At 72.4% G+C, this 26352-nt stretch carries 24 protein-coding genes and 1 pseudogene; 7 read left to right on the top strand and 18 right to left on the bottom strand.

Translation table 11 applies throughout. The features are described 5' to 3' along the window. Positions 1 to 334: 334 nt before the first annotated feature. Both dnaJ and hrcA read right to left on the bottom strand, forming a co-directional pair. Positions 335 to 1471, bottom strand: coding sequence for a molecular chaperone DnaJ (dnaJ, locus tag IEZ13_RS23195; protein ID WP_183226202.1), 1137 nt, complete (start codon positions 1469 to 1471; stop codon positions 335 to 337). Positions 1472 to 1505: 34 nt separating this feature from the next. Further along, positions 1506 to 2531 (bottom strand): heat-inducible transcriptional repressor HrcA, encoded by a 1026-nt coding sequence (gene hrcA / locus IEZ13_RS23190; RefSeq protein ID WP_183226201.1) that lies wholly within the window; start codon positions 2529 to 2531, stop codon positions 1506 to 1508. 129 nt (positions 2532 to 2660) lie between these two features. Between hrcA and IEZ13_RS23185 the strand changes: the two genes are divergently transcribed. Next, a complete protein-coding gene (locus IEZ13_RS23185) occupies positions 2661 to 3122 on the top strand; it encodes a DUF4870 domain-containing protein (RefSeq protein ID WP_183226200.1) in 462 nt (153 codons plus the stop codon). 3 nt (positions 3123 to 3125) lie between these two features. Here the strand turns inward: IEZ13_RS23185 and hemW are convergent, their stop codons facing one another. Further along, on the bottom strand, positions 3126 to 4325 hold the full coding sequence (gene hemW / locus IEZ13_RS23180) for a radical SAM family heme chaperone HemW (protein ID WP_183226199.1): 1200 nt from the start codon (positions 4323 to 4325) through the stop codon (positions 3126 to 3128). Between the two features lie 27 nt (positions 4326 to 4352). On the opposite strand from hemW, the gene IEZ13_RS23175 reads away from it, so the two are divergent. Further along, entirely contained in the window at positions 4353 to 5117 is a 765-nt protein-coding gene (locus tag IEZ13_RS23175; RefSeq protein WP_183226198.1) for an enoyl-CoA hydratase-related protein, read from the top strand. 63 nt (positions 5118 to 5180) lie between these two features. After that, positions 5181 to 6047: a hypothetical protein gene (locus tag IEZ13_RS23170; protein ID WP_183226197.1), complete on the top strand. Its 867-nt coding sequence runs from the start codon at positions 5181 to 5183 to the stop codon at positions 6045 to 6047. A gap of 78 nt (positions 6048 to 6125) precedes the next feature. On the opposite strand, the gene IEZ13_RS23165 is transcribed toward IEZ13_RS23170, so the two are convergent. The 4 genes from IEZ13_RS23165 to IEZ13_RS23150 all read right to left on the bottom strand — a co-directional run bounded on the left by IEZ13_RS23165 (position 6126) and on the right by IEZ13_RS23150 (position 9787). Next, positions 6126 to 6407: a GlsB/YeaQ/YmgE family stress response membrane protein gene (locus IEZ13_RS23165; RefSeq protein ID WP_183226196.1), complete on the bottom strand. Its 282-nt coding sequence runs from the start codon at positions 6405 to 6407 to the stop codon at positions 6126 to 6128. A gap of 83 nt (positions 6408 to 6490) precedes the next feature. Next, the gene (lepA, locus tag IEZ13_RS23160; protein WP_183226195.1) at positions 6491 to 8377 is read right to left on the bottom strand and encodes a translation elongation factor 4; all 1887 of its coding nucleotides are present in this window, start codon (positions 8375 to 8377) and stop codon (positions 6491 to 6493) included. Positions 8378 to 8468: 91 nt separating this feature from the next. Further along, positions 8469 to 9170 (bottom strand): MOSC domain-containing protein, encoded by a 702-nt coding sequence (locus tag IEZ13_RS23155; protein ID WP_183226194.1) that lies wholly within the window; start codon positions 9168 to 9170, stop codon positions 8469 to 8471. An 83-nt stretch (positions 9171 to 9253) separates the two neighbouring features. Further along, positions 9254 to 9787 carry a DUF4240 domain-containing protein gene (locus IEZ13_RS23150; protein ID WP_183226193.1) on the bottom strand — a complete coding sequence of 178 codons (534 nt, stop codon included), beginning with the start codon at positions 9785 to 9787 and terminating at the stop codon, positions 9254 to 9256. A gap of 55 nt (positions 9788 to 9842) precedes the next feature. Between IEZ13_RS23150 and IEZ13_RS23145 the strand changes: the two genes are divergently transcribed. Both IEZ13_RS23145 and rpsT read left to right on the top strand, forming a co-directional pair. Beyond that, the gene (locus IEZ13_RS23145) at positions 9843 to 10817 is read left to right on the top strand and encodes a phosphotransferase family protein (RefSeq protein WP_183226192.1); all 975 of its coding nucleotides are present in this window, start codon (positions 9843 to 9845) and stop codon (positions 10815 to 10817) included. Between the two features lie 165 nt (positions 10818 to 10982). Then, complete coding sequence (rpsT, locus tag IEZ13_RS23140; protein ID WP_183226191.1) at positions 10983 to 11249, top strand: 30S ribosomal protein S20; 267 nt, start codon at positions 10983 to 10985, stop codon at positions 11247 to 11249. A gap of 743 nt (positions 11250 to 11992) precedes the next feature. On the opposite strand, the pseudogene IEZ13_RS23135 reads toward rpsT, so the two are convergent. The 4 genes and pseudogenes from IEZ13_RS23135 to IEZ13_RS23120 all read right to left on the bottom strand — a co-directional run. After that, positions 11993 to 12223, bottom strand: a pseudogene (locus IEZ13_RS23135) (hypothetical protein); the annotation flags it as partial. Next, the gene (gene holA, locus IEZ13_RS23130; RefSeq protein WP_183226190.1) at positions 12220 to 13203 is read right to left on the bottom strand and encodes a DNA polymerase III subunit delta; all 984 of its coding nucleotides are present in this window, start codon (positions 13201 to 13203) and stop codon (positions 12220 to 12222) included. The gene holA and the pseudogene IEZ13_RS23135, both read right to left, overlap by 4 nt. A 230-nt stretch (positions 13204 to 13433) precedes the next feature. Beyond that, positions 13434 to 15761, bottom strand: a complete 2328-nt coding sequence (locus IEZ13_RS23125; protein WP_183226189.1) for a ComEC/Rec2 family competence protein — start codon at positions 15759 to 15761, stop codon at positions 13434 to 13436. Further along, the gene (locus IEZ13_RS23120) at positions 15761 to 16621 is read right to left on the bottom strand and encodes a ComEA family DNA-binding protein (protein ID WP_229794928.1); all 861 of its coding nucleotides are present in this window, start codon (positions 16619 to 16621) and stop codon (positions 15761 to 15763) included. The genes IEZ13_RS23125 and IEZ13_RS23120 overlap by 1 nt, the downstream gene beginning before the upstream one ends. Positions 16622 to 16721: 100 nt before the next feature. On the opposite strand from IEZ13_RS23120, the gene IEZ13_RS23115 reads away from it, so the two are divergent. Continuing rightward, complete coding sequence (locus tag IEZ13_RS23115; protein ID WP_203833937.1) at positions 16722 to 17495, top strand: putative protein N(5)-glutamine methyltransferase; 774 nt, start codon at positions 16722 to 16724, stop codon at positions 17493 to 17495. Between the two features lie 18 nt (positions 17496 to 17513). Next, a complete protein-coding gene (locus IEZ13_RS23110; protein ID WP_183226187.1) occupies positions 17514 to 18554 on the top strand; it encodes a hypothetical protein in 1041 nt (346 codons plus the stop codon). Positions 18555 to 19283: 729 nt separating this feature from the next. On the opposite strand, the gene IEZ13_RS23105 is transcribed toward IEZ13_RS23110, so the two are convergent. From IEZ13_RS23105 to pepN, 7 genes are all read right to left on the bottom strand, one after another. Beyond that, a complete protein-coding gene (locus IEZ13_RS23105) occupies positions 19284 to 20132 on the bottom strand; it encodes a DegV family protein (protein ID WP_183226186.1) in 849 nt (282 codons plus the stop codon). 29 nt (positions 20133 to 20161) lie between these two features. Beyond that, entirely contained in the window at positions 20162 to 20530 is a 369-nt protein-coding gene (locus tag IEZ13_RS23100) for a hypothetical protein (RefSeq protein WP_183226185.1), read from the bottom strand. Positions 20531 to 20565: 35 nt separating this feature from the next. Further along, positions 20566 to 21198 (bottom strand): histidine phosphatase family protein, encoded by a 633-nt coding sequence (locus IEZ13_RS23095; protein WP_183226184.1) that lies wholly within the window; start codon positions 21196 to 21198, stop codon positions 20566 to 20568. After that, on the bottom strand, positions 21195 to 21596 hold the full coding sequence (gene rsfS, locus IEZ13_RS23090; RefSeq protein ID WP_183226183.1) for a ribosome silencing factor: 402 nt from the start codon (positions 21594 to 21596) through the stop codon (positions 21195 to 21197). Before rsfS ends, IEZ13_RS23095 begins: the two co-directional genes overlap by 4 nt. A gap of 40 nt (positions 21597 to 21636) precedes the next feature. Continuing rightward, entirely contained in the window at positions 21637 to 22242 is a 606-nt protein-coding gene (nadD, locus tag IEZ13_RS23085) for a nicotinate-nucleotide adenylyltransferase (RefSeq protein ID WP_183226182.1), read from the bottom strand. Between the two features lie 23 nt (positions 22243 to 22265). After that, positions 22266 to 23768 carry an ATP-binding protein gene (locus tag IEZ13_RS23080; RefSeq protein WP_183226181.1) on the bottom strand — a complete coding sequence of 501 codons (1503 nt, stop codon included), beginning with the start codon at positions 23766 to 23768 and terminating at the stop codon, positions 22266 to 22268. A gap of 68 nt (positions 23769 to 23836) precedes the next feature. After that, a complete protein-coding gene (gene pepN / locus IEZ13_RS23075; RefSeq protein WP_183226180.1) occupies positions 23837 to 26332 on the bottom strand; it encodes an aminopeptidase N in 2496 nt (831 codons plus the stop codon). Positions 26333 to 26352: the final 20 nt, after the last annotated feature.

The raw sequence follows: 26352 nt of genomic DNA, 5'->3' as shown, positions 1-26352 counted from the left end.
CCGCACACAAACCCGCCGCGTGCGCGACCACCCACAAGCACACCTGCCACCGCACGGCACCCGCACCCAAAAGCCGACGCGTGTGCGGGTGGGCATCCGGCAACACCAGGGGCCGCGCACGAGACGCGCCGGGTGTGTGGGTGGTTTGGGTGGGGTTAGCGGGACCGCTCACTCAGGTCGCCGGGTGGTGGTGAGTGTTCTGGACGCGCCAGCGGCCAGCTCGCCACCGCCCGGCCCTCGGCGGGAGCGACGGTCGGCACCCACCACCCGGCTACGACATGATCTTGAATTTGATCTTGTCGGGGATGACGCCGGGTGGTCGGGTGCGCAGCTCTCAGTGGCCGTTGAAGGCGTCGCGCATCCGGCTGAAGAAGCCGCCCTGCTTGGAGAGCTCGGCCACGTCCTCGCCGCGGGTCTTGGCGAACTCGCGCAGCATGCGCTCCTGGTCGGCGGTGAGCTTGGTCGGCGTCTTGACGTCGAGGTGCACGAAGAGCTCGCCGCGGCCCTGACCGCGCAGGTGCGGGACGCCCTTGCCGCGGATGCGCAGCGTGCTGGCCGGCTGGGTGCCCGGTTTGACCTCGATGTTCTCTTCGCCGTCGAGGGTCTTGATCGTCATCCGGGTGCCGAGCGCGGCCGCGGTCATCGGCAGGGTGACCCGGCAGTGCAGGTCGTCGCCCTTGCGCGAGTAGACGTCGTGCGGCCGCTCGTGGATCTCCACGTAGAGATCGCCGGCGGTGCCGCCGCCGGGGCCGACCTCGCCCTGCTGGGCCAGGCGGATCCGCATGCCGTCCTCGACGCCCGCCGGGATCTTGACGGTGAGCGAGCGGCGTGTCCTTATCCGGCCGTCGCCGGCGCAGGTCGGGCAGGGGGTCGGGATGACCGTGCCGTGGCCCTGGCAGTTCTGGCAGGGGCGCGACGAGACGACCTGGCCGAGGAAGGTGCGCTGCACCGACTGGACCTCGCCGCGGCCCGCGCAGACCTCGCAGGTGGCCAGGTGGGTGCCGGGCGCGGTGCCGGCGCCGGAGCACTGGGTGCAGAGCACCGCGGTGTCGACGGTGATCGGCGCCTCGACACCGAAGGCGGTCTCCACCAGGTCCAGTTCGAGACGCAGGATGGCGTCGGCGCCGGGACGGGTGCGCGGGCGCGGGCCCCGGGAGCCGCCACCGGCGGCCGTGCCGAAGAAGGCGTCCATGATGTCCTGGAAGCCGACGAACGGGCCGGCGCCGCCGGCACCGCCGGGCATGCCGCCACCGGGCGCGAGCGGGTCACCGCCGAGATCGACGATCTGGCGCTTCTGGTCGTCGGAGAGGACCTCGTACGCCGCGTTGATCTCTTTGAACTTGTTGTGCGCTTCCGGATCCGGGTTGACGTCCGGGTGGTACTGCCGAGCGAGTTTGCGGTAGGCGCGCTTGATCTCGTCGTCGGTTGCCTCCCGGCTCACACCGAGAATTCCGTAATAGTCCTTGGCCACGGGGTTTGGAGTCCTCAATGTCTGCGCGAATCCGTCAATTCTGTGCCAACAGGTCGCCAACGTAGCGTGCCACTGCACGAACGGTAGCGATAGTGCCGGGGTAGTCCATCCGGGTCGGCCCCAGCACGCCGAGCCCACCAACGATCGTGGTGCCCGGTCCGTAACCGCTGCTCACCACGGACGCCGACCGCAGGTTGTCGATCTCGTTCTCGTCACCGATCCGGACCCGGGTGGTCCGGGGCTCCAGGTCGCCGATGAGCTTCAGCAGGATCACCTCCTCCTCGAGAGCCTCGAGGACGGGCCGTAGCGTGCCCTGGAAGTCCAGCACACCGCCACGTGTCAAATTGGCCGTGCCGGCGAGGGCGAGGCGCTCCTCACTCCGCTCGACGAGGGTCTCCAAGAGTACCGACGCGAGGCATGCCATCGTGACCCGTCGCTCGGGATCGTCACACTCGTCGACCAGCCGCTGCACCAGGGGCGGGGTGTCGGCGAGCCGCTGACCGGAGAGCTTCTCGTTGACCCGGCGGCGCAGGTCCCACACGTCGCCGTCGTGCACCGGGCCGGGCATCTCGACGAGGCGCTGCTCGACCCGGCCGGTGTCGGTGATCATCACGAGCATCAGGCGGGTGGTGGAGATCGGCACGAGTTCCAGATGGCGCACCGAGGAGCGGGAGAGGCTCGGGTACTGGACGACGGCGACCTGGCGGGTGAGCTGGGCCAGCAGACGGACCGTGCGGTGCACCACATCGTCCAGGTCGACGGCGCCGACCATGAAGCGCTCGATCGCGCGGCGCTCGGCCGGGCTGAGCGGCTTGATCCGGGTGAGCCGGTCGACGAAGAGCCGGTAGCCGAGGTCGGTGGGGACCCGCCCGGCGCTGGTGTGCGGCTGCCGGATGTAGCCCTCCTCCTCCAGCACCGCCATGTCGTTACGCACGGTGGCCGGAGAGACGCCGAGCTTGTGCCGGTCCACCAGGGCCTTGCTGCCGACCGGCTCCTGGGTCTCGACGTAGTCCTCGACGATCGCCCGGAGCACCTCGAGCTTGCGGTCATCCAGACTCATATGACCCCTCCCCCTCTGGCACTCCCGCTAATAGAGTGCCAGTCTACGTCCCCGGGGGCGGCAGCGCGATGATCGAAAGTACCTGCCTGGTCCTCGACCGGCTCGATAGCGGGTCCTAGCGTGTCTTTCATGACAGAACAACCCCGCCCACCGGACGACGATCCGACCGCTCGCTATCAGCCGCCGGGCGGATATCCGCCGCCGCCCTACAACCCGCCTCCGGGGTACGGCTACAAGCCTCCGTCCACCGCCGGCGACGAGCGCACCTGGATCCTGGTGGCGCACTTCGGCGGGGCCGCCGGCGCGTTCTTCGGCGGCACGTTCTTCGGCTGGATCGCGCCGCTGGTCGCCCTGCTGGCCCGGGGGAACACCTCGCCCTACGTGCGGGAGGAGGCCGTCAAGGCGCTCAACTTCCAGCTGCTCTGGGGCATCATCGGCCTGGTCGGCAGCGTGCTCATCTGCGTCGGGGTGGGCTTCTTCATCGTCGGCGCGGCGTGGCTCATCGCCACCATCCTGGGCGTCGTCGCCGGGGTGAAGGCGGCCAACAACGAGCCGTTCAACTATCCGCTGAGCGCGCGCTTCATCAGGTGAGACTCACACCACGTCACGGATGACCGCGTCGGCCAGCAGGCGGCCGCGCAGCGTGAGCACGAGGCGGCCGTCGTCGTAGGCCCCCGGCTCGAGCAGCCCGTCCGCCAGGGCCCGCGCGGCACCCGTGGCGCCGACCCGGTCCAGCGGGATGCCGTCGCGCAGCCGGACCCGGAGCATGACGTCCTCCATGTGCCGGTCGTCACCGCTCAGCGTCTCCCGGGCGTGGCCCGGCGAGGTCCCGGCGGCCAGGCGTTTCGCGTAGGTCACCGGGTGCTTCACGTTCCACCAGCGGACCCCGCCGACGTGGCTGTGCGCGCCCGGCCCGAGACCCCACCAGTCGGCGCCGGTCCAGTACAGCAGGTTGTGCCGGCACTCCCCGCCCGGCTTCGCCCAGTTGGACACCTCGTACCAGGTGAGACCGGCCTCACTCAGCGCGGCCTCGGCGGCCAGGTAGCGGTCGGCCGCCACGTCGTCCGACGGGTACGGCAGCTCGCCCCGGCGCATCCGGCCGGCCATCCGGGTGCCGTCCTCGACGATCAGGGCGTACGCGCTGACGTGGTCCACCCCGGCGCCGATCACGGCGTCCAGCGAGGCCGCGAAGTCCTCCGGGGTCTCCCCCGGCGTGCCGTAGATCAGGTCGAGGTTGACGTGCTCGAACCCGGCCTCCCGGGCCTCGGCGGCGGCCCGCGGCGCCCGCCCGGCGGTGTGCCGGCGGTCCAGGACCCGCAGCACGTTCTCGGCGGCCGACTGCATGCCCAGCGAGATCCGGGTGAACCCGCCGCGGCGGAGCTCCCGCAGGTAGGCCGGGTCCACCGACTCCGGGTTGGCCTCGGTGGTCACCTCGGCGCCGGGAGCCAGGCCCCAGGTGCGGTCGATGCCGTCCAGGATCCGGGCCAGGTCGCCGGCCGGCAGCAGCGTGGGTGTGCCGCCGCCGACGAAGACGGTGTCCACCCGGCCCGGCTCGATCACCCGGGCGGCCAGGGCCAGCTCGGCCAGGACGGTGTCGGCGTACTCCTCGCGGCTCGCCCCGCCGCCCAGTTCGCTCGCCGTGTACGTGTTGAAGTCGCAGTAGCCGCAGCGGCTGGCGCAGAACGGCACGTGGACGTAGACGGCGAACCCGTCCTTGCCGACCTCACGGGTGGCTTCGTCGGGGAGCGACCCGTCGTCGGGTACGGGTTCACCATCGGGGAGTGCGCCGGCCATCCAGCAAGCGTAGTTAAGGTTCCCGGCATGGATCTGGTCCGTACCGCCACCGGCGCCGGGGTGACCACCCTTACCCTGGACAACCCCGGAAACCGCAACGCCCTCTCCACCGCCCTGCTCCGGCGGCTGCTCGACGCGCTGGCCGCGTCGGCCGCCGACCCGGACTCCCGGGTGGTGGTCCTGTCCCATACCGGCCCGGTGTTCTGCTCCGGCGTCGACCTCAAGGAGACCGCCGCCGCCCGGCCCGGCGACAGACTGCCCGCCGAGATGCTCGCCGACGTGCTGGCCGCGCTCTGGGAGTTCCCCAAGCCGGTGGTGGCGCGGATCGGCGGTCCGGCCCGGGCCGGCGGCCTCGGCCTGATCGGCGCGGCCGACATCGCGGTCTGCGCCCGCTCGGCGACGTTCGCCTTCACCGAGGTACGGCTCGGGGTGATCCCCGCGGTGATCAGCTCGACCGTGCTGCCACGCCTGGCGCCCCGGGCCGCCGCCGAGCTCTATCTCACCGGCGACGTCTTCGACGGGACCCGGGCCGCCGAGGTGGGCCTGGTCACCGCGGCGGTCGCCGAGGAGGATCTCGATGCCGCTGTCGCGGCCTACTGCACGTCGCTCATCCGCGGCGGGCCACTCGCGCTCGCCGGCACCAAACAACTTCTCCGGCGTACGCGGAGCGAGTCCATCCGTACCGACCTGGCCGAGCTCGCACAGCGGTCGGCGGGATACTTCAAGTCCGCGGAGGGCCGGGAGGGTGTGGCGGCGTCCCGGGAGAGGCGTGACCCCGACTGGGTTCGATGAATCATCCCCGCCCGGGGCACGAGCGGTCGTTGTCTAGGCTGGGCGTCCGGCTCGGCTGAGGAGGTGACGGTGCGAACCAGATCGATCGTCGGTGTGATCACCGCGCTGACCCTCGTCGGTGTGGTCGGCGTGATCGTGTTGATCAACAACCTGGCGGGCACCATCAAGCTGCCGCAGCTGGGCCCGGAGTGCACGGTCAGCGCCGAGGGCGAGGTGACCCTGGACTCGGCACAGATGGCCAACGCGGCGACGATCGCGGCGGTGGGCGTGCGCCGGGGGATGCCCGAGCAGGCGGTGGTGGTCGCGCTCGCCACCGCCTTCCAGGAGTCGGAGCTGGAGAACCTGGACGGCGGGGACCGCGACTCGGTCGGCCTCTTCCAGCAGCGGCCCAGCCAGGGCTGGGGCACGGTGGAGCAGATCATGGACCCGAGGTATTCGGCGGGCAAGTTCTACACGGCTCTCAAGAAGGTCAAGGGCTGGGAGAAGATGCGGGTCACCGACGCGGCCCAGCGGGTGCAGCGCTCGGCGTACCCGAACGCGTACGAGAAATGGGCCGACGAATCCCGGGTGCTGGCCGCCGCGCTGACCGGCCGGGCCACCGGGGCCGTCGAGTGCGTCGTCCCGGACACCCCCGCCATCCGCGGCGCCGAGGCGGCCACCGCCCTGCTCAGCAGCCTTCAGCTGGACTGGGGCAGGAAGCTGGGCGGCCAGGCCCGCAGCGCCGAGACGGCCGGGCTCACCGTGGCCGTGGCCGATCCCAGCGTCGGCTGGCGGTTCGCGCACTGGCTGGTCTCGCACGCCTCGGGCACCGGCCTCGAACGGGTCCGGTTCGGTGATCTCGAATGGCGCGCCCCCGAGGGGAAGTGGCAGCCGGTGACCGACGGCAGCGCCGGCGACCAGGCGCAGGTGGTCGCCGAGGTCTTCCACTGAGTTTCTGAGCCCCGCAGACGCGGAAAGCCGGGCCCGTGGGGCGGGACCGGCGTTTCCGTCGTCGCGGTCAGGCCGCGGTCACCGGGTGATGCCGCGACGGCCACCGACACCGGCGACCAGCGCCACACCGATGGCGGCCAGGGCCACCTGGAAGAAGAACTCGATCCAGTCGAAACCGGCGGTGTCCGCGACACCCGCGGCGCGGGCGATCACAGTACCCAGCAGAGCGGCCACCACACCGACGACCAGGGTCAGCCAGAGCGGGATGTTCTGGCGGCCCGGTACGACGAGCCGGCCGAGCGCGCCGACCACGAGGCCGACGATCAGGGCGACGATGATGCCGGTGAGCGTGAGTTCCATGAGGTTCCTCCTCGGGGGGTGGAGCTTGGTGGTTGCGTCCGTCGAGCCCCTGTGTTCCCGACCCCCCGAGGAATCAAACCGCCCTATTTCTTGCCTGACCCCTTCGCGTCAGTGCTGTCGGAGGTGGAGAGCGCGGCGATGAAGGCCTCCTGCGGAACCTCCACGCGGCCCACCATCTTCATCCGCTTCTTGCCCTCTTTCTGCTTCTCCAGCAGCTTCCGCTTCCGGCTGATGTCACCGCCGTAGCACTTCGCGAGCACGTCCTTGCGGATCGCGCGGATCGTCTCGCGGGCGATGATCCGGGAGCCGATGGCCGCCTGGATGGGCACCTCGAACTGCTGCCGCGGGATGAGCTTCTGGAGCTTGGCGGCGATCGTCGTGCCGTACGAGTAGGCGTTGTCCTTGTGCACGATGGCACTGAACGCGTCGACCGGCTCGCCGTGCAGGAGGATGTCCACCTTCACCAGGTCGGCCACCTGCTCGCCGGAGGGCTCGTAGTCGAGGGACGCGTACCCCTTGGTCTTGCTCTTCAACTGGTCGAAGAAGTCGAAGATGATCTCGGCGAGGGGCAGCGTGTAGCGCAGCTCCACCCGTTCGGAGGACAGGTACTCCATGCCGAGCAGGCTGCCCCGGCGGCTCTGGCAGAGCTCCATGACGGCGCCCACGTACTCGTTCGGCACCAGGACGGTGGCGCGCACCACCGGCTCGTGGATCTCGGCGATCTTGCCGTTCGGGAACTCGCTCGGGTTGGTGACCACCGTCTCCTTCGCGTCCTCGGTGATCACCTGGTAGACCACGTTCGGCGCGGTGGAGATCAGGTCCAGGCCGAACTCGCGCTCCAGCCGCTCGCCGATGATCTCCAGGTGCAGCAGGCCCAGGTAGCCGACGCGGAAGCCGAAGCCGAGCGCCGCCGAGGTCTCCGGCTCGTAGGTGAGCGCCGCGTCGTTGAGCTTGAGCTTGTCGAGCGCGTCACGCAGCGCCGGGTAGTCCGAGCCGTCGATCGGGTAGAGACCCGAGTAGACCATCGGCTTCGGCTCCTTGTAGCCGCCGAGCGCGTCCTTGGCCGGACGGTTGTTGCCGGTGACGGTGTCGCCGACCTTCGACTGGCGGACGTCCTTCACACCGGTGATCAGGTAGCCGACCTCGCCGACGCCGAGGGCCCCCGCCTTCTCCATCTCCGGCGAGGCGACGCCCAGCTCCAGCAGCTCGTGCACGGCGCCGGTGGACATCATCTTGATCCGGTCGCGGGCCTGGATCCGGCCGTCGACCACCCGGACGTAGGTGACCACGCCGCGATAGACGTCGTACACCGAGTCGAAGATCATCGCGCGGGCCGGGGCGTCCGGGTCGCCGACCGGCGCCGTGAACTGCCGGACGATCTCGTCGAGCAGGTGGTCCACGCCGGCACCGGTCTTGCCGGAGACACGCAGCACGTCGCTGGGCTCGACGCCGATCAGCTTGGCCAGCTCCTCGGCGTACTTCTCCGGCTGGGCGGCCGGCAGGTCGATCTTGTTGAGCACCGGGATGATGTGGAGGTCGTTCTCCATCGCCAGGTACAGGTTGGCGAGAGTCTGCGCCTCGATCCCCTGCGCGGCGTCGACCAGCAGGATCGCGCCCTCACAGGCGGCCAGGCTGCGGGACACCTCGTAGGTGAAGTCCACGTGACCGGGAGTGTCGATCATGTTGAGGACGGCGGACTCGCCCTGCTTGTCGCCCTCGCGGACCACCCAGGGCATGCGCACGGCCTGCGACTTGATCGTGATGCCGCGCTCGCGTTCGATGTCCATCCGGTCGAGATACTGCGCGCGCATCTGGCGCGGGTCGACCACCCCGGTGATCTGCAGCATCCGGTCGGCCAGCGTCGACTTGCCGTGGTCGATGTGGGCGATGATGCAGAAGTTGCGGATACGGCTCGGATCGGTCGATCCGATCACGTTCACGCCGGGGTCGAGCGGTCCAGGCACGGTCATCCGTTCTTCTCGGGCTGGTCTTCGGGTTCGGGTGGGCGCCGGATCTCAGCCGGCGCCCCCTATCGTCCCACGCCCGCGAGGGCTGGTCCGATCACACCCGTTCGAGCGGTCCGTGCGGGCCCGGCGGAAGCTCCACGGCAACCGGATCCCCGGGACGAATCACCCCACCTCGCAGCACGACCCCCATCACCCCGGCCTTGCGGACCGGGTTGCCCCGCTCGTCCGTCCGGAGCACCTCCTTGAGCAGGCCGGCCCGGAACCCGTTGATCTGCGCGCAGGGATTGCGCAGCCCGGCCAGGATGACCGCGGGCCGCGGATCGCCACCGCCGTCCCGCCGGGCGGCCTCCTTGACGGCCGCCGCGGCCCGGGCGGTGGGCTCGTCCAGCGTCGCGGCGTCGGCCGCCGCGAACACGGGCCCCAGCACCGCCACCCCGTCCCCGCCGCCCGGCCCCTCAGCCGGTTCGGCGCCGAAGCGCAGGATCGTGCCGCGCGGGAGCCCGAGCAGATCGAGGCCGTGGGTGGTCACGTTCTCCCCCAGACCGCCGGAGGGCACGTCGTAGCCCTTCGGGGCCACCTCGTCGAAGAGCTCCGCCTGGATCAGGTGCACCTGCCGCAGGTTCGGCTGAGTGGGGTCGGCCTTCACCCGGCTGCGGTGCCGCACGTGCACGCCCGCGTGCACGTCGCCCTCCACACCGATCCCGGCCACCAGCACGATCTCGTCGCGATTCGGCTTCGTGAACGAGTAGACGTCGTTGCGACTGACCGCGGCCACACTTCCCGATTCAGCACTCATGCCGCCGAGTCTGCCCAACCCGCCCCACCAGGCCCGCTCCGGTCCCACGCCCCGGACACCCGCCGGCCCCTCCGGCCCGCGCGTCAGTCCGGTGGCTCCAGGAAGAGGGCGGACAGGCGCGGGAGACGGCGGTGCATCTCGTCCTCGTTGTCGAAATCCCACAGGTCGGCGACCTCCGGGCGGGTGCGTGGCCGCTCCCCCGCCGGCAGCGGCCCACCGGTGGCCTGCTCGTAGGCCCGGGCCGCGATGTCGAGCACCTCCTCGGCCGCGAAGACGGCGCCGGTGTCGGCCGCCTCCTTGATCACGACGACGTTGGCGAGCACATCGGGTTTCTGCACCGCCGCCGCGACCGCCTTGCGCCCGTGGGCGATCAGCCAGCCCCGGAACGCGTCGAACCCGGCCTCGTCGACGCCGCCGTTGATCAGGTAGGCGGCGGCCCACAGATCCTCGGTGCCGGACGCGGCCATCACCTTGTCCAGGTGATGGCCCCAGGCGACGATCTCCTCCGGATCGCGCGTGGCCAGGTCGGCGACGGCCCGCTCGGCCACCTCGGCGGGCGAGGCCGGCCGGTCGGCGGTGGCACGGTCGATGACCGCCCAGAAATCGTCGGTTCTCATGCCTGCGATCCTCCCAGTGGGGTACGACAATTCCGCCGGCGGCAGGATGGGGAACATGCGGCCGATCTCGCTGCCCGACGTACCGTACGACGCCACCGCCGTACGCCCGGAATGGTGTGATCTGCCGCGTGGCGTGCGAAAGGCGATCGCCGCGCGTCTCGGATCGCCGGTCGTCGCCGCGCGCAGCGCCGGCGGCGGTTTCACCCGGGCCTTCGCCGCGCTGCTCACCACCGGGACCGGCGCCCGCGCCTTCGTCAAGGCCGCCCGGCTCGACGACCCCACCGCCCAGTGGTACGCACGTGAGCAGGCGATCACCGCGGCCCTCCCCGGGGAGGTGATCGCGGCCCGGCCCCGCTGGACCCTGGCCGAGGCCGGATGGTTCGTCCTGTGCATGGAGCCGGTCGACGGCCGGATCCCGTCGCTGCCGTGGTCCGGGACCGACCTGGAGGCCACGCTGACCTCCTGGGGCCGGGCCGCGTCGGCGCTGGCCCACCCCTCCCCCGAACTGCTCGCCGTGGGGCTGCCCGCGCTGCCGGACATCCTGCGCGCGGAGATGTCCTGGTGGTCGCTGATCGAGGCGGGACACGAGCCGATGCCGGTGACCGCACGGGGCACCGTCGCGCCGGAGCGGCTGGGCGAACTGGCCGACCTCGAACGCCGGCTGCCCTCGACCGCCGGCGGCTCCGGCATGTGCCACGGCGACCTGCGCGTCGACAACGTCCTCGTCGACGGCTCCGGCCGGGCCTGGCTCTGCGACTGGACGTGGCCCTGCCTGGGCGCACCCTGGTTCGACACGGTCACGCTCCTGATCAGCGCGTACGCCAGCGGCCTGGACACCGACGCCCACATCCGGACGTGGAACCCGCCGCCGGACGGGGTGGACGGCGCCCTGGCCGCGCTGGCCGGGTACTGGCTGGTCCGGGCGGCCGACGGACCGACCAGTGCCTCCCCGCACAGCCGTCAGCATCAGCGGTTCAGCGGAACCCAGGCGCTGGCCTGGCTGGCCGAGCGCCGCGGCTGGACTCGCTGACCGCGGGGGCCGGAGCCGTTTTGGCGGCTCGGAACGGTGCTGGTAGTCTGGCTCATCGCGTGTGGTGACACCCTGTCAACTGCTCCGGCTCCGAGTCGGGACTGATGACGAGGCGACCATCGCTTGAGACCATTTTTCCGAACCTAGTCAGGACAAGGCTGTCGCGTGGCGAACATCAAGTCCCAGATCAAGCGCAACCGGCAGAACGAGAAGGCCCGTCTGCGCAACAAGTCGGTCAAGTCTTCGCTGAAGACCGTGATCCGCAAGCTGCACGAGGCGAGCGACTCGGGCAACGTCGAGTCGGCCACCGCTCTTCTGCGTGACGCTTCGCGTCAGCTGGACAAGGCCGTCAGCAAGGGCGTCATTCACAAGAACCAGGCGGCGAACCGTAAGTCGGCCATCGCCAAGAAGATCGCCGCGCTGTCCGCCTGATCCGCTCGTTCCGGATCGTGTCAGAGCCGCACAGCAGCGGTAGCTGACCCCGGCCGACCTTCGGGTGGGCCGGTTTGGACACAACCGGGCACCGCTGGACCTTCGGGTCCACAGCGGTGCCCGGTCCCATTTTCACGGAATCGGTGCCCTCAAGGGGCATGGCGATGGGTGCGGCGACCCTTCCGGGCAGACCGCCTGATGCTGAGGAGCAGCCCTCACTCGTAGCGGCGAGCCGCCGTCTGACGAGCCATCTGCTGCCGCATGTCCAGTTGCTCGGCCCACGGCCGCCGGATCGGCGCGCCCTTCCCCGCGGCGCCGGCGTCCTCTGCCGGGTCCTGGGTAGCCGAGGCGTACCCGGTCGCGGGCGTCACCGCCGGCTGGGCATGAAGCGAGCCACCAGCGAGACCGTGCCCCGGCCCGGCGTTGTGGTTGCCCCCGCCGTCACCGTAGGCGGGCCCGCGGGAATACGTGCCGGGATATCCCACCGCAGGCACACCGGGCAGGTCCTCCGTCGAAAACCCGTCCCCGAGCGACTCGGACAGCACCGCCGGGCCGTATTCGGCGGTCTTCCGCTCCGGCGCGTAGCGCGCGGAGTCCGGGGCACCCGGCGTCTCATCGACCGACCGGTACGCCGACAGCGTCTCCGAGGACGCCGGCCCGTGCTCCGGCATAGCGGCCGGGCGCAGCACGGACACCCGCGCCGAGGCGGTCTCGGTGGCCACCGGCCGTGGCGTGATCACACCGGCCACCAGGTCGTTGAACTTCACCATCAGCGCCACGGTGACCGGCAGGACGAGCACTCCCCACCAGCTGACCAGCTCGGCCAGCGCGAGGAGGATCCCGAGAACGACCGCGCCCTCGAGGAAGACGAAGCAGAGCAGCCCGCTGGGCGCGAGGCGCCGGAGCCGCAGCGCCCGGGCATACAGCGGCCGGTTCGCCTCGTCGGCGCGGCGGGAGCGAATCGTCCGGGTCATCGGTTTCCTCCGTCCCGGCGGGCCGCCGCGATCGCGAAGACGGTCTGTTCCAGGGCGTAGCCCCGGTCCTCGGCGCCGCCCTTGACCGCGGCGTTGCACTCGGCGGCCGCCCGCATGGCGTCGGCCAGCCCTTCCGGGGTCCAGCCGCGGCTGCGCCCCTGGGCCTTCTCGATCTTCCAGGCCGGCATGCCGAGCGTGCCGGCCAGCTGGTACGGATTCCCCCGCCCCGCCGACGCGACCCGTGCCACGGTCCGCACGCCGTCGGCGAGCGCGTCGGCGATCGGCACCGGGTCGACCCCGACGTGCAGCGCCCAACGCAGCGCCTCCAGCGCACCGGGAAGGTCGCCGACCATGGCGGCGTCGGCCACCGCGAACCCGGTCACCTCGGCGCGCCCCTTGTAGTAGCGGGCCACCACCGCCTCGGTGATCTTCCCGTCCGTGTCGGCGAGCAGTTGGGAGCAGGCCGCCGCGATCTCGCGCAGGTCGTTGCCGACCGCCTGGAGCAGCGCGGAGGCCGCGGCGTCGTCACAGCGGGCCCCGTTGCGGCGGAACTCGTTGCGCACGAACGCGATCCGCTCCGAGTCCTTCTTCAGCTTCATCGCCGGCACCACGGTCGCGCCGGCGGCCCGCAGCCCGTCAGCGAACGCCTTGCCCTTGGCCCCGCCCACATGGGTGACAATCAGTGTCACGTCGGGGTCGGGGCTCTTCGCGTAGGCGAGCAGGGCGGTGGTCAGATCCTTGCGCGCGTCCTGACCGCTCCGGATCACCAGGACCCGGCGGCCGCCGAAGAGCGACGGGCTGAGGATCTCGGCGACCTCACCGGCGACCAGCGACCCGGCCTCGAACTCCCGAACGTCCGCGCCGGGGTCAGCGGCTCGGGCCGCCTCGACGGCCTCAGCGACGGCACGGGCGGCGAGCAGCTCCTCATCGCCTTGGACGAGCAGCAACGAGGGGGGCGGCACGGCATTCACGCGCAACATCGTCGCACGGGGGAGCGACAAGTCCGCGAGCCTCACTCGTTAGCGCAGAACGCCGATCACCGAACGCGAAACCAGACATATCGGCAGGCTGACATGTCGCCCGGCTCGCAGGGTCGCCTGCTCAGGACTAACGCCTTGCCATGATGGTTTGCACCTTTCGTCCATTATTGAGCGTTATCAGGTGCAAATCTCACGCCTCTCCGGGCGTGTCGTGCCGCCTGGAAGGGTCGTCACGACGGCGGATCACCCCTGACCGCCACCGCCAGCTGCCCCTCCACGATCACCGCGGCCACGTCCCCCGACTCATCGGTACGCAGGACCCGCGCCCCGCCCCGCGCGATCCGCCCGATCACCCCGGCGTTGGGATGGCCGTAGTCGTTGTCCCGCCCGACCGACACCAGCGCTACCGCCGGCCGCACGGCGTCCAGCAGCGCCGTCGCCTGCAGCGCGCTCCCGTGGTGAGCCACCTTGAGCACGTCGGCCCGGAGCCCGGCCGCCCCCAGGCCCGCGACGAGATCCTCCTGCTCCTCGGTCTCCGCGTCGCCGAGCAGCAGCACCGAACGGCCGCCGGCCCCGGCTCGCAGGATCAGCGAGTTGTTGTTCGGATCCGAGTTGGTGCCACGCATCTCAGTGATCGGCCCGAGCGCCTCCAGCCGCAGCCCACCGACCGAGTACGCCCACCCGGCCCCGGCCACCCCCACCGCGACCCCGGCCTCCGCGGCGGCCTTCTCCACCGCGGCCCGCCCGCTCGCCGGCTCCGGCCAGGCGGGCCCGATCACCGCACCCACCCGCCGGCCCCGGAACACCCCGTCGACGCCGCCGATGTGGTCGACGTGGAAGTGGCTGACCACCAGGACCGCCACCTCCCGCACACCGAGCCGCCGCAGGCACCGGTCCACCGCGTTCGGTTCGGGCCCGGCATCCACCACCACGGCCCGCCCCGCCCCGGCGGCCAGCACCACGGCGTCTCCCTGCCCGACCGCGCACGCCACCACGAACCACCCCGGCGGCGGCCACCCCGGAGAGAGCAACCGCACCGGCAGCGCGCCGAGGACCGCCCCGAGCGCCACCACGGTCGCCACACGCCGCACGATCGCCCGCCGCGCGGCGAACAGCACGGCCACCGTCAACCCGGCCAACAGCAGCCCGCCGACCGCGCCGTCCGGCCAGGGCAACGCGCCCGCCGGGACCCGCGCACCGGTGTGCGCGACGAGCACCAGCCACTCCGCCGGCCAGTGCCCGAGCCACGCGGTGAACTCGGCGGCCGCCGGCCAGACCGGCGAGAGCACCGCCGCGCTCACGCCGAGCAGCGTGGCGGGGGCGATCGCCGGGACCACGACCAGATTCGCCGGCACCGAGATGAGGCTGACCGTGCCGGAGATGGCCGCCACCACCGGTCCGCAGGCCACCTGCGCGGCGGCCGGCACGGCCAGCGCCTCCGCCACCCCCGCGGGGCATCCGGCCCGCCGGAGCCCGTCGCGCCAGACCGGCGCGAGCAGCAGCAACCCGGCCGTGGCGAGCACCGACAGCGCGAACCCCGGATCGGCGGCCAGCTCCGGGTCGGCGATCAGCAGCGCCGCGGCCGCGGCGGCCAGCGCGGGCACCGCCGCCCGTGGCCGGCCGCCGGCCAGACCCAACAGCCCGATGGCGCCCATCGCACCGGCCCGGATCACGCTGGGCGACGGCCGGGCCAGGATCACGAACCCGGCCAGCGCGACCGCGCACAGCACCGCGCAGAGGACCGGCCCGGCCGGGAACCGGCGCACCACGAACAGCACCACACCCAGCACGATCGCCACGTTCGTCCCCGAGACGGCCGTCAGGTGCGTGAGCCCGGTGGCCCGGAAGTCCTCCTCCAGGGCCGGGTCCAGCCGGCTGGTGTCGCCCACCACCAGGCCCGGCAGCAGGCCACCGGAGTCGTCCGGCAGCGGCTCACAGGCCCGCTGGAGTCCCGCCCGCAGCACACCGGCGCCGCGCTGCGCCCACGACGGCCGGCCCTCCGGCACCGGTGGGGTCCGCGCCGAGAGCACCGCGGCCCGCAGGTCACCGGGGCGGGGCGGCAGGAGGCGGCCGGTGACCGTGACCCGCTGCCCGGGCAGCAGCCCCCGCCAGCCCGGATCGGCTCCGAGCACCAGGGCCCGCGCGGAGAGCCGGACCGGCGGCGCGTCCTCCGCGGTCACCGACTCCAGGGTGACCGCCACCAGAAACGTCGGCGGCCCGGCCGACCGGGCCAGGAGCCGGGGATCGTCACGCACCACGAGGGCGGCCCGGACCGTCGCACCGGACTCGACGAGCACGGACAGCGCCGGCGCCTCCCGCACCGACATCCGCGCCGCGGTGGCGACGGCGCCGCACCCGGCCCCGAGCGCCACCGCCACGCCGATCCAGCGCACCCCGGCCGCGGACCTGAGCGCCCCGGCGAGAACCGCCGCGCATCCCAGACCACCCGCCCCGGCCACGATCCCCCACCCGGCGGAGAGGTGCAGCGCGCCCAGCGCCGCGAGCCACAGCCCGATCGTGAACCCGGCCAGCCGAAGATCCGGAACAGCCCCGCCCATCAGACCGTCACCAGGTCTTTCAGCTGCTCGAACCGGGCCTGCCCGATGCCGTCCACCTTCCGCAGGTCGCTGACCGCCCGGAACCCGCCCTGCGTCTCGCGCGCGTCCAGGATCCGCTGCGCCAGCACCGGCCCGACCCCGGGCAACCCGTCCAGATCGGCGAGGGTGGCGGCATTCAGATTCACCGGCGATCCCGGGCCGGCCGGAGCGGACGGCCCGGCCGCCGGCACGGCACCCGGTGGCGGCGTGACCCCCACCATGATCAGCTCGCCGTCGGCGAGCCTCCGCGCGAGGTTGAGCATCGCCACGTCCACGCCCGGGTCGGCCCCGCCCGCGGCGGCCAGGGCGTCGGCGACCCGGGCACCCGGGCTGAGCCGCACCAGGCCCGGCCGCCGGACCTTGCCGCCCACCGCCACCACCACCTCGCCGGAGGAGGCCACGGGCCGGGGCAGCGCCGAGGGGCCCGTCTCCGCCACCACCGGGGACGGCTCGACCGGATCGACCCGCGGCCGGGCCCGCCACGCCACGAACGCCGCGATCAGCACGACCGTCAGCGCCACCGCGCCGAGCGCCCGCACCCCGGGCCGCCCCGGATCGAAGGCGTGCAACCATCGCCGGTGCCCGCTCTCGAAGGCGCCCTCACCCGGCAAGGCGCCCGAGCCGGCGGCGGGCGGAGCGTCCCCACCCGGCGAACCGCCGGCGGAACGGCTCTCTAAAGGGGAGACATCGTCCTCCTCCGCCGACCAGGCGGGGATGATGTCCGCCCACTCCAACGGCCCGTCCGCCGGGGCCGCGCCCCCGTCGAGCACGGCCCGCAGCCGCGCCCCCACGACGTCACCGCTATCCTTCGCCTCTCGCACGGGCCGACCGTAGGAGCGATCGGCGTTCCCCCGCCCGTGGCCTTGTGGATGACGCGGCATTGTGGACAACCGTCCGGTGCCCTTCGATTCGTGCTGAGGACTGCGTGTGACAGATGCCCGAGCCGCCGCGATCGTCCGGCTGCGTGCCGCCGGCTGCGTGTTCGCCGAGGAGGAGGCGGAGATCCTGAGCGGGGCCGCGACCTCCGCGGACCACCTGGCCGCGCTGGTCGAGCGGCGTGCCGCCGGCGAGCCCCTGGAGCAGGTGGTCGGCCATGCCGACTTCTGCGGCGTCCGCGTACGCCTCCGGCCGGGGGTCTTCGTGCCCCGGGTGCGCAGCGAACTGCTCGTACGTCTCGGCGCCGCCGCGGTCCGCCCGGGTGATGTGGTCGTCGACCTGTGCTGCGGTTCCGGCGCCCTGGGCCTGGCCGTCCACCACCGGGTTCCGGGGATCGTCCTGCACGCCGCCGACGTGGATCCGGTCGCCGTGGCGTGCGCCCGTGACAACCTGCCGGGCCACACCGTCCATCAGGGCGATCTGTACGGCGCCCTGCCGCCGGAGCTGCGCGGCCGGATCACCCTCCTGCTGGCCAACGTGCCCTACGTCGCGACCCGCCACCTGCCGTTCCTGCCCGCCGAGGCCCGGGATCACGAACCGCGTACCGCGCTGGACGGCGGCGACGACGGCCTGGCCGTGTTCCGCGCGGTCACCGCCGGGGCGGCCGGCTGGCTGGCCCCGGGCGGGCTGCTGATCTCCGAGATCACCGAGGCGCAGACCGCGGCGGCCCTCGCGGCGGCCCTCGGGAACGGATTGACGCCCACCGTCACCACCGACGATGATCTCGACGCCCGCGCGATCGTGTCGCGCCAACCCTGACGTAAGAAGAGGGACTCCGTGGGCCTGTTCCGCAGGATCGCCCGCGCCCGTCTGGCCGCCAAGGTCGTCCGGCGGCTGCGCCGGGCCGGTGTCCGGGACGCCCGCTATCACGCCACGCCGTTCGAGGTGCGGTTCACCGCCCCGGGTGACGCCGAGCCGACCATCCTGCGTCTCGACCCGCTGCTGCGCGACCGCACGCACCTGGATGCCCTGATCGCCGCTCTTCAGCCCATCCCGGCCGAGTGGCCGGACGCCGCTCCGCTGCTGCGCCCGGTGCTCCGCGGCGCCGCTCCGGGCTCTCCGCTACGCCGGCCGGTGCTGCCGTTCCTCTCCGAGTTCGTGGTGGTCGACCAGCCCGACACGATGACCTACGTCACCCCGGCGCAGTCGACGACCTGGGGAGTCCGCACCGAGCGGATCTTCACGACCGCCCGCGGCAACCTGACCGGCGCGGTCCTGCGGGGCGTGGCGACCGGCCCGGTGGTGGTCCGGTTCGTCGACGACGGCAACGCCTACTGGACCTCCCACCTGCTGCTGGACGGCTGGCTGTCGCGCCTCGCCGACCAGGTCGGCGGCACCCCGGTGGCCTTCGCCCCCGAGCGCGGCACCCTCCTGGTCACCGCCGACGGCGGCCCCCACCTGCCGGGCCTCTTCGCCGAGGCGGAGACGATCTTCGCGACGTCCCCGCACGCGCTGAGCCCGATGGCCTACACGAGCGACGACCGAGGCTGCACCATCCCCTACCCGGCTCCACCGGACCATCCCCTGCACCAGACGGTCCGTCGCGCCGAGCGCCTGCTGGCCGTCCACGAGTACGCCCACCAGCCGCCCGATCCGGACCTGCCCTCCGCCGTCATCCAGTTGCTCGGCTCCGCCACGGAGGGCTGGCGCACCCGCGCGGTCTGGCCCCGCGACACCCCCACGCTGCTTCCCGAGGCCGACGAGGTCCAGCTGGCCGACCGCGTCCTCCCCTGGTCCGCCCTGGCTCCCCACCTGACCGCCGGCGAACACACCCCGGCCCGCTGGCTGGCCTCCTCCTGGGAGCGTTTCCCCGGCTAGAGACCGTTCGTGGTCGAGGTTCGCGTGTCGCTTCCAGCTCCTTTTTCTTGTACGCGTGTCCGCGTCCCGTCCGATCAGGGCCGTCCCGTCCGGTCCGCGCGCGCTCACTGCCGCTCCGGCCTGTGCCGCGCCCGCCGGGCTCAGATCGGTGCCCGGGCAGGCCGGCCCAGTCGCCACCGCCCCCTCTGCCGCCGCTCACGGCCGGCCCCGCTCTCGGTCACGCTGGGCGGGCGGTCGCGGTGTCGCCCGCCCAGGCACCCGGGTTGCCCGCTCGCGGCCGTTGCGCCGGTCGCCCGGGGCGGGTGGTCGCGCCTACCCCAGGGGGTGTAACACACGGCGGCAGTGTCGTGGTCTCCTACGTGGCATATAGCGGCGACGGCCGCCCACGTGGCGGCTTCCGTGTGCGCCCACCTCCGAGAACCCGACCGGCCGGAACCCCCGGTGAGCGAGGAACCCCGTTCACCACCCACCGGCGTGACGGCCGGGACCACCGCCCCGGATGCCTGGCAAGCACGACCGCGACCACCCACCCGGAGTGAGCGGCAGCACATGCGGGGGTGTCCAACGGATCTACGCCCGGCGGGGGCGGCAGAGGCGGGAGTGGGCAGGGAGAGGGGCCGAGCGGGCGGAACGGCCCTGACAGGAACGAAACGAGGACACGCGTACAAGAAAAGGAGCCGGAAGCGAAACGCGGACCGAGACCCACAAGGGTTCTATAGCGGCGTCTTGTCAGGCGCGCTGATGGACCACCACGCCGGCCAGGCCCGGGCCGGTGTGGGCGGCGACGACCGCGCCCACCTCGGTGAGGTAGCAGTCCCGCAGCCGGTCGCCGAGGCGGGCGCTGAGGTCGCCGACCAGCGCGGCCGCCCGGTCCGGCGTGCCCAGGTGATGGACCGCGACGTCGGCCTCACCGTCGCCGGCCGCCTCGACGGCCAGATCGACCAGGCGGGTGAGGGCCCGCCCGGCGGTGCGGACCTTGTCGCGGACCACGACCGCGCCCTCGTCGACGTGCAGGATCGGCTTCACCGACAGAGCTGTGCCGAGCAGGGCCGACGCGGCGCCGATCCGGCCCCCGCGGCGGAGGAACTCGAGCGTGTCGACGTAGAAGAGGGTGCTGACCCGGGCCGCGTGGTCGGTGGCCTCCTGCCAGACCGCGTCCAGGTCGTGGCCCTTGCGGGCGGCCTCCGCGGCGGCCAGCGCCGGGAAGCCGAGCCCCATGGCCGCGGTCCCGCTGTCGACCACCTTGACGCGGGACCCGATCTCGGCGGCGGCGAGCTGCGCGGCCTCGTAGGTGCCGGACAACTTGGCGGAGATGTGCACCGAGACGACGCCGTCGGCGCCCTCGTCGAGCAGGCGACGGTACACCTCGGTGAAGGCTGAGGGCGCCGGCCGTGAGGTGCTGACGGCGGCCCGGCGCGCGGTGAGCGCCCGGGCCACCTCGGCCGGCGAGACCTCGATGCCCTCCAGGCCGCCCCAGCCGTTGATCACGACGGTGAGCGGCACGATGGTCAGGTCGTACATGCCGTCGAGTTCAGCCGGCAGGTACGCGGTGGAGTCGGTCACGACCGCGATGGTCATGCAGGCAAGGTACTTGATTCAGATGGACGTCAGCTGCCGGCCACCGAGGAGACCAGGAACGGCTCACCCTGCATGCAGGTGGTCATCATCCCTGGATCGGCCTTGCCGACCACCGTGACCTCGGCGCCGACCTGCACCGTGGCCTGCAGTTTCTGGTCGTCGAAGACGAGCAGGTGGTCGCCGGTGCCGTCCTTGAGAAGCAGGCAGTTCGGCTCGACGCCGGCGGTCACGGTCCCGGTGAGGGTGGCCGAGCCGGCGGGTGCCGAGGGCACAGCGCTGGAGGTCACCGGAGCCGGCTCGGGGGCGCCGCCGGCATCGAGGGGGGCGGTGTTGTTCGCGCAACCGGCGGAGAGCGCCAGGAGCAGCGCGACGGGGACGACGGTTTTACGGATCAGCATGGTGGTGAGACGTTACCGGACATCGACCGGTTCCCTCAGACGGGCGGCGGGACGGGCCGCTCGGCGAGGACACCCACGTTGTACGCCGCCATCTGCCACCCCCGCGCGCTGTCGTGGGTCAGCTCCACCCAGTGACAGTTCTGCAGGGCACGGAGCGTGCGCAGCTGCTCGCGCCCCCAGCCGAGCAGGTGGCCGACGCCCTGCCGGGCCGCCGCACCGTGGGTGGCGACCACCACCGTGCCGCCGGGCGGGGCCTGCCGGGCCGCGTCCTGGAGCGCGTCGGAGACCCGCTTGCCGAGGTCCTCGAGGGTCTCCACACCACCGCCGATGACGTCCGCACCGGCGGTCCAGCGGGCGTGCTCCTCGGGCCGCTGAGCGGCCACCTCGGCCATGGTGAGGCCCTGCCACTCGCCGAAGTGCCGCTCGCGGAGCCGCTCGTCGGTGCTGATGGCGAGGCCGGTCAGTGCGGCGAGCGCGGCCGCGGTGTCGGCGGCCCGGCTGAGGTCGCTGGCGACGATCGCGGCCGGGCGCATCCGGACGAGGAGCTCGGCGGCGTCGACGGCCTGCCGCCGGCCGAGGTCGTTGAGCGGCACGTCGGTCTGCCCCTGCACGCGGGCGCCCGCGTTCCAGTCGGTGTTGCCGTGCCGCCAGACGATGAGCCTCGTCACGGCGCCTCGGTGCCGGCCGTCGCGTCGACCATGTCCCGGTCGACGAACGGGATGATGGGGCAGTCCTTCCACAACCGGTCGAGGGCGTAGAACTCGCGCTCCTCGCTGTGCTGCACGTGCACCACGATGTCGACGTAGTCCAGCAGCACCCACCGGCCCTGGTTCTGGCCCTCGCGCCGCACCGGCTTGGCCTTCTCCGGCAGGTTGATGAGAGCTTCCTCGATGGCGTCGACGATCGCGATCACCTGACGCTCGTTGGACGCCGAGGCGATGACGAAGGCGTCGGTGATGTAGATCTGGTCGGCGACGTCGATGACGGAGATGTCGTGTGCCTTCTTGTCCGCAGCGGCCTGAGCGGCCGTCAGAGCGAGTTCAAGAGCACGTTCGGTGACGGGCAAAGAAGAGTCCCCTCGGTCGGGTTTGCGGACTTCAAGCGTCTCACACCGGCTTGGCAATACCCGAGTCCCGATACAGGCCCCGCTTGTTGATGTACTGCACAACACCATCCGGTACCAGGTACCAGACCGGCAGGCCGGACGCCACCCGGTTACGGCAGTCGCTGGACGAGATGGCCATCGCCGGCACCTCGACCAGGGTCACGCTGTCGGCCGGCAGGTGGGCCCCGGAGAGCTCGAAGCCCGGCCGGGTGACGCCGATGAAGTGCGCCAGCTTCAACATGGTGAGCGCGTCCTTCCACGACATGATCCGGCCCAGCGCGTCCGCCCCGGTGATGAAGTACAGCTCCGCCGATCGGCCGTAGACGGCACGCATGTCCCGCAGGGTGTCGACGGTGTAGGTGGGGCCGTCCCGGTCGATGTCGGCGCGGCTCACGTGGAAGCGGGGGTTGGAGGCGGTGGCGACGACCGTCATGAGGTAGCGGTCCTCGGCGGGTGAGACACGGCCCTTCTCGTACGGCTGGCCGGTGGGGACGAACATCACTTCGTCCAGATCGAAGCGGGCCTGCACCTCACTGGCCGCGACCAGGTGCCCGTGGTGGATCGGGTCGAAGGTGCCACCCATAATTCCCACGCGTTTTCCGGACATCAGGAGAGAATAACCCGAAAAGATCAACCATCCAGACGACGGCGTACGGCCACGAGCAGGTCGTCGGCCGTGAACGGTTTCTCCAGCAGCGCCACCCCGGGGTCGAGGGTGCCCTGCGAGGCCAGCACCGGCTGCGCGTAGCCGGACATGTAGAGCACCCGCGTCCCCGGCCGGGCGACGACCAGCCGCTCGGCCAGCTCCTTGCCCAGCATCCCGGGCATCACCACGTCACTGACCAGCAGGTCGATCCGGCCGTCATGGCCGGCGGCCAGTTCCAGGGCCTGGACGCCGCCCTCGGCCGCGAGCACCCGGTAGCCGGCGCCGGTGAGGATCCGCCCGGCCACGTCACGCAGCGCGTCCTCGTCCTCGACCACGAGCAGGGTCTCCCCGCGCCCACCGGTCGCGGCCGGCCGTTCGGGGGCCCCGTCGGCGGCCGGTGTGGCCCCGGCCGGCAGCAGCACGGTGATCGTGGTGCCGAGCCCCACCTCGCTGTTCAGGGTCACCTCACCGCCGGCCTGGGTGACGATGCCGTAGACGGTGGCCAGGCCCAGTCCGGAGCCCTCGGCGCTGCCCTTGGTGGTGAAGAACGGCTCGAAGGCCCGTTCCGCCACGTCGGTGGGCATGCCCCGGCCGGAGTCGCAGACCCGCAGCCGGACCCGGTCGCCGAGCGCCGCGGTGTCGATCACCAGGTTGCCGCCGGAGGGCATCGCGTCCCGGGCGTTGAGGGCCAGGTTGACCAGCATCTGCTCGATCTGGCTGGGATCGCAGGTGATCATCGGCAGGCCGCAGCCGGGCCGGAAGATCAGGTTGACGTGCTCGCCGAGGGTACGCCGCAGCAGCTCCTGGACCTGCGTGATCAGCGCGTTGAGGTCGACCGGCTGCGGCCGGACCACCTCCCGCCGGGCGAAGGCGAGCAGCTGGTGGGTGAGGTCGGTGCCGCGTCTACCGGCCCGGACCACCTGCATGGCGTCGGAGGCGATCATCGCGACGTCCGGTTCCGCCGACTCGGCCTCCTCGATCACGAAGTTGGCGTAGTTGAGGATCACCCCGAGCATGTTGTTGAAGTCGTGGGCGATCCCACCGGCCAGCTGGCCCAGGCTCTCCAGGCGCTGGCTGCGGTGCGCGTGCGCCTCGGCCCGGAGCCGGTCCTTCTCCTCCTCGGCACGGGCCCGTTCGGTGACGTCGCGCACCACGGCGACGGCGACACGGCCCTGGGCCGTGTCGACGAGTGCGGTGGACGACTCGACCGGGAACTCCTCACCGTCGCGCCGCCGGGCGGTGGTGACGATCCGGCCGATCGAGCCGGGCGGCCCCTCCTCGATGAGGCGCCGCCGTTCCGGGGCGAGCGCCCGGGAATGGTCGGTGAGCAGCACCTCGATGGACTGGCCGACGAGTTCCTCGATCGGCCAGCCGTACATCTGCCCGGCACGGTCGTTGGCGAGCACGATGCGGCCGTCGGCCAGAACCAGGATCGCGTCCGGCGCGGCCTGCAGCAGACCGCCGGCCAGCTCCTCAGACCACTCCACGCATTCACCCCCGAAGCCTCAGGCTACGAAAGCCCCGAGGCCGCGGGGGTGGAGTCGACCGAATCCGGTCAGCCGCGGGCGGCCAGCGCCCGCCGCATGTCGTCGTCGGAGTCCTGCACCACACGGCGCAGAATCGGGTTCAGCCCGTCGGTGGCGAGCAGGTCGGCGGCAAGCTCCCGGGTGCGCGCCGACACGGCCACGGTGGGGTACGCCACCACGGCGATGTGCTCGGCGCTCATCCCGCTGCGCACCCGCATCATCTCCGGCATGTCGGCGAAGTACCGCTCGACGTACGGCTCCAGCAGGTCGAGTTGCTCGGGCTGCCAGAAGCCGGCCGCGGTGAGCTCGGCGAGCCGGTTGGAGAGCGAGCCGTCGCCGATGACCGCGGCCCAGGCGGCCTCCTTCGCCGCGGCGTCCGGCCGGGCGGCCCGGCACCTGGCGGCCCACTGCTCGCCGGAGGCGCTGCGGTCCCGCTCGCGCTCCGTCTCGATGATCTCCGAGTCGGCCGCGCCGAGGACCGAGAGCCGGTAGATGATCAGCCAGCGCAGGTCGGCGTCGACGGTGAGCCCGTCCGGCACGCCGTCGCCGGCCAGCCAACCGTGCAGCCGGGCGGTGTCGACGGTGGCGCCGATCAGACCACGGACCGCGGCGAGCTGCCGGGAGCTGCCGCCCATCGAGGCGGCGAGCAGCCGGTCGGCGGCCTGGGCGACGAGTTCCAGGGCGGCCGGGCGGGTCTCCGGGGTGGCGTACCGGTCGACCAGGCCACGGGTGGCGCGAAGCACGTCCTCGACGACGGCCACCTCGGTCTCCATCGGCAGCGCGGCCAGGACCAGGGTGACCAACTCGGCGACCGGGCGCTCGCCGTCGACCACGGCGTCCAGCATGGCGGCCCAGATCACGGCCCGGGCCAGCGAGTCGTCCAGCAGCGGCAGGAGCTGCGGCACGCCGGCGGCCGACTCCGGGTCGAGGCGGATCTTCGCGTACGTCAGATCGCCGTCGTCGAGCAGCAGCAGGTCCGCCGCCGGCTCCCCGGTGAGAGCGGTCAGCACGGTACGCCCGGACGCCTCCAGCTCGACCTCGAGGCGCTTGCGGCGCACCACGCCTCCGCCGGGCACCCGGTCGTACAGGCCGACGCCGATCCGGTGCGGGCGCAGTGTCGGATAGCCCTCGGGGGCGGTCTGCGCCACGGCCACCTCGGCGTAGTTCGCCCCGTCCCGGGTCACCTCGGCACGCAGCGTGTTGACCTGGGCCCGGCGCAGCCACACCTCGGCCCAGCCGGACAGGTCCCGGCCGGACGCCTTGGACAGCGCGCCGAGCAGGTCGGCCAGGGTGGCGTTGCCGTACGCGTGCGCCTCGAAATGCGCGTTGAGCCCGGTCAGGAAGGCCTCGTCACCGAGCCAGGCGACCAGTTGCTTGAGGACGGCGGCGCCCTTGGCGTACGAGATGCCGTCGAAGTTGAGCAGTGCCTCGTCGGTGTCGGAGACCTCGGACGGGGCGACCGGATGGGTGGAGGGCCGCTGGTCGGCCCGCAGTCCCCAGGCCTTGCGCTGCATCGCGAAGGTGGTCCACGCGTCGGAGAACCGGGTCGCCTCGGCGGTCACCCGGCTGCCCAGGTACTCGGCGAACGACTCGTTCAGCCACAGGTCGTCCCACCAGGCCATGGTGACCAGGTCGCCGAACCACATGTGGGCCATCTCATGGGCGATGATGTTGGCCCGGCGCTCCCGCTCACTGTCGGTGACCTTGGAGCGCGGGATCATCTCGTCCCGGAAGACGACCAGGCCCGGGTACTCCATGGCCCCGAAGTTGAACTCGGGCGCGAACGCCTGCTGGTAGTGCCCGAACGGGTAGCGGATCTCGAACATCTCGTGGAACCGGTCCAGCGCCTGCCGGGTCAGTTGCAGGATCTCCGGCGCCTGGGCCTCCAGGTGCTGGGCCAGGGCGGCACGGGCGTAGAGCACCAGCGGGATGCCGTCGTGCTCGCTGGTCACCACGTGGTACGGCCCGGCGATCAGGCTGGCCAGGTAGGTGGAGATCCGCTTGGTGGGCGCGAACTCCCAGCGCCCGCCCTCCCGGGAGACCAGGATGCCGTTGGTGGCCACCACCCAGTCGGCCGGGGCGGTCACGCTCACCCGGAACGACGCCTTGAGGTCGGGCTGATCGAAGCTGGGCAGCACCCGGCCCGCGTTGTTGATGAACAGGTGCTGGTAGAGGTAGGTGCGGCCGTCGGCCGGGTCGGTGTACCGGTGCAGGCCCTCGCCGTCGTTCGAATACCGCATCAGGGCATCGACGACCAGCTCGTTCTCCTCGGCCAGGCCGGTCAGCTCCAGCCGGACACCGGTGGACGCCCCGGGCGCCACGGGCACACCGTTCAGCGTCATCGACGCGACCTCGACCGGCTCGAACTCCAGGAAAGTGGCGGCGCCCGGCCGGGCCCGGAACCGGACCACCGTACGGGATCGGAACGTGTCACCGCCCGCGGTGAGGTCCAGGTCGACGTGGTAATCCTCGACGTCCACGACGGCCGCTCGGTCGGCGGCCTCGGCACGGGTCAGGGTCGGCATGACGACCATCATGCCCCGCC

Source organism: Actinoplanes campanulatus, from assembly GCF_014647795.1.
In the GTDB taxonomy this organism is placed as follows: Bacteria; Actinomycetota; Actinomycetes; order Mycobacteriales; family Micromonosporaceae; genus Actinoplanes; species Actinoplanes campanulatus.
The sequence above is the reverse complement of the archived record's forward strand: the minus strand, read 5'-3'. Positions and strand labels throughout refer to the sequence as shown.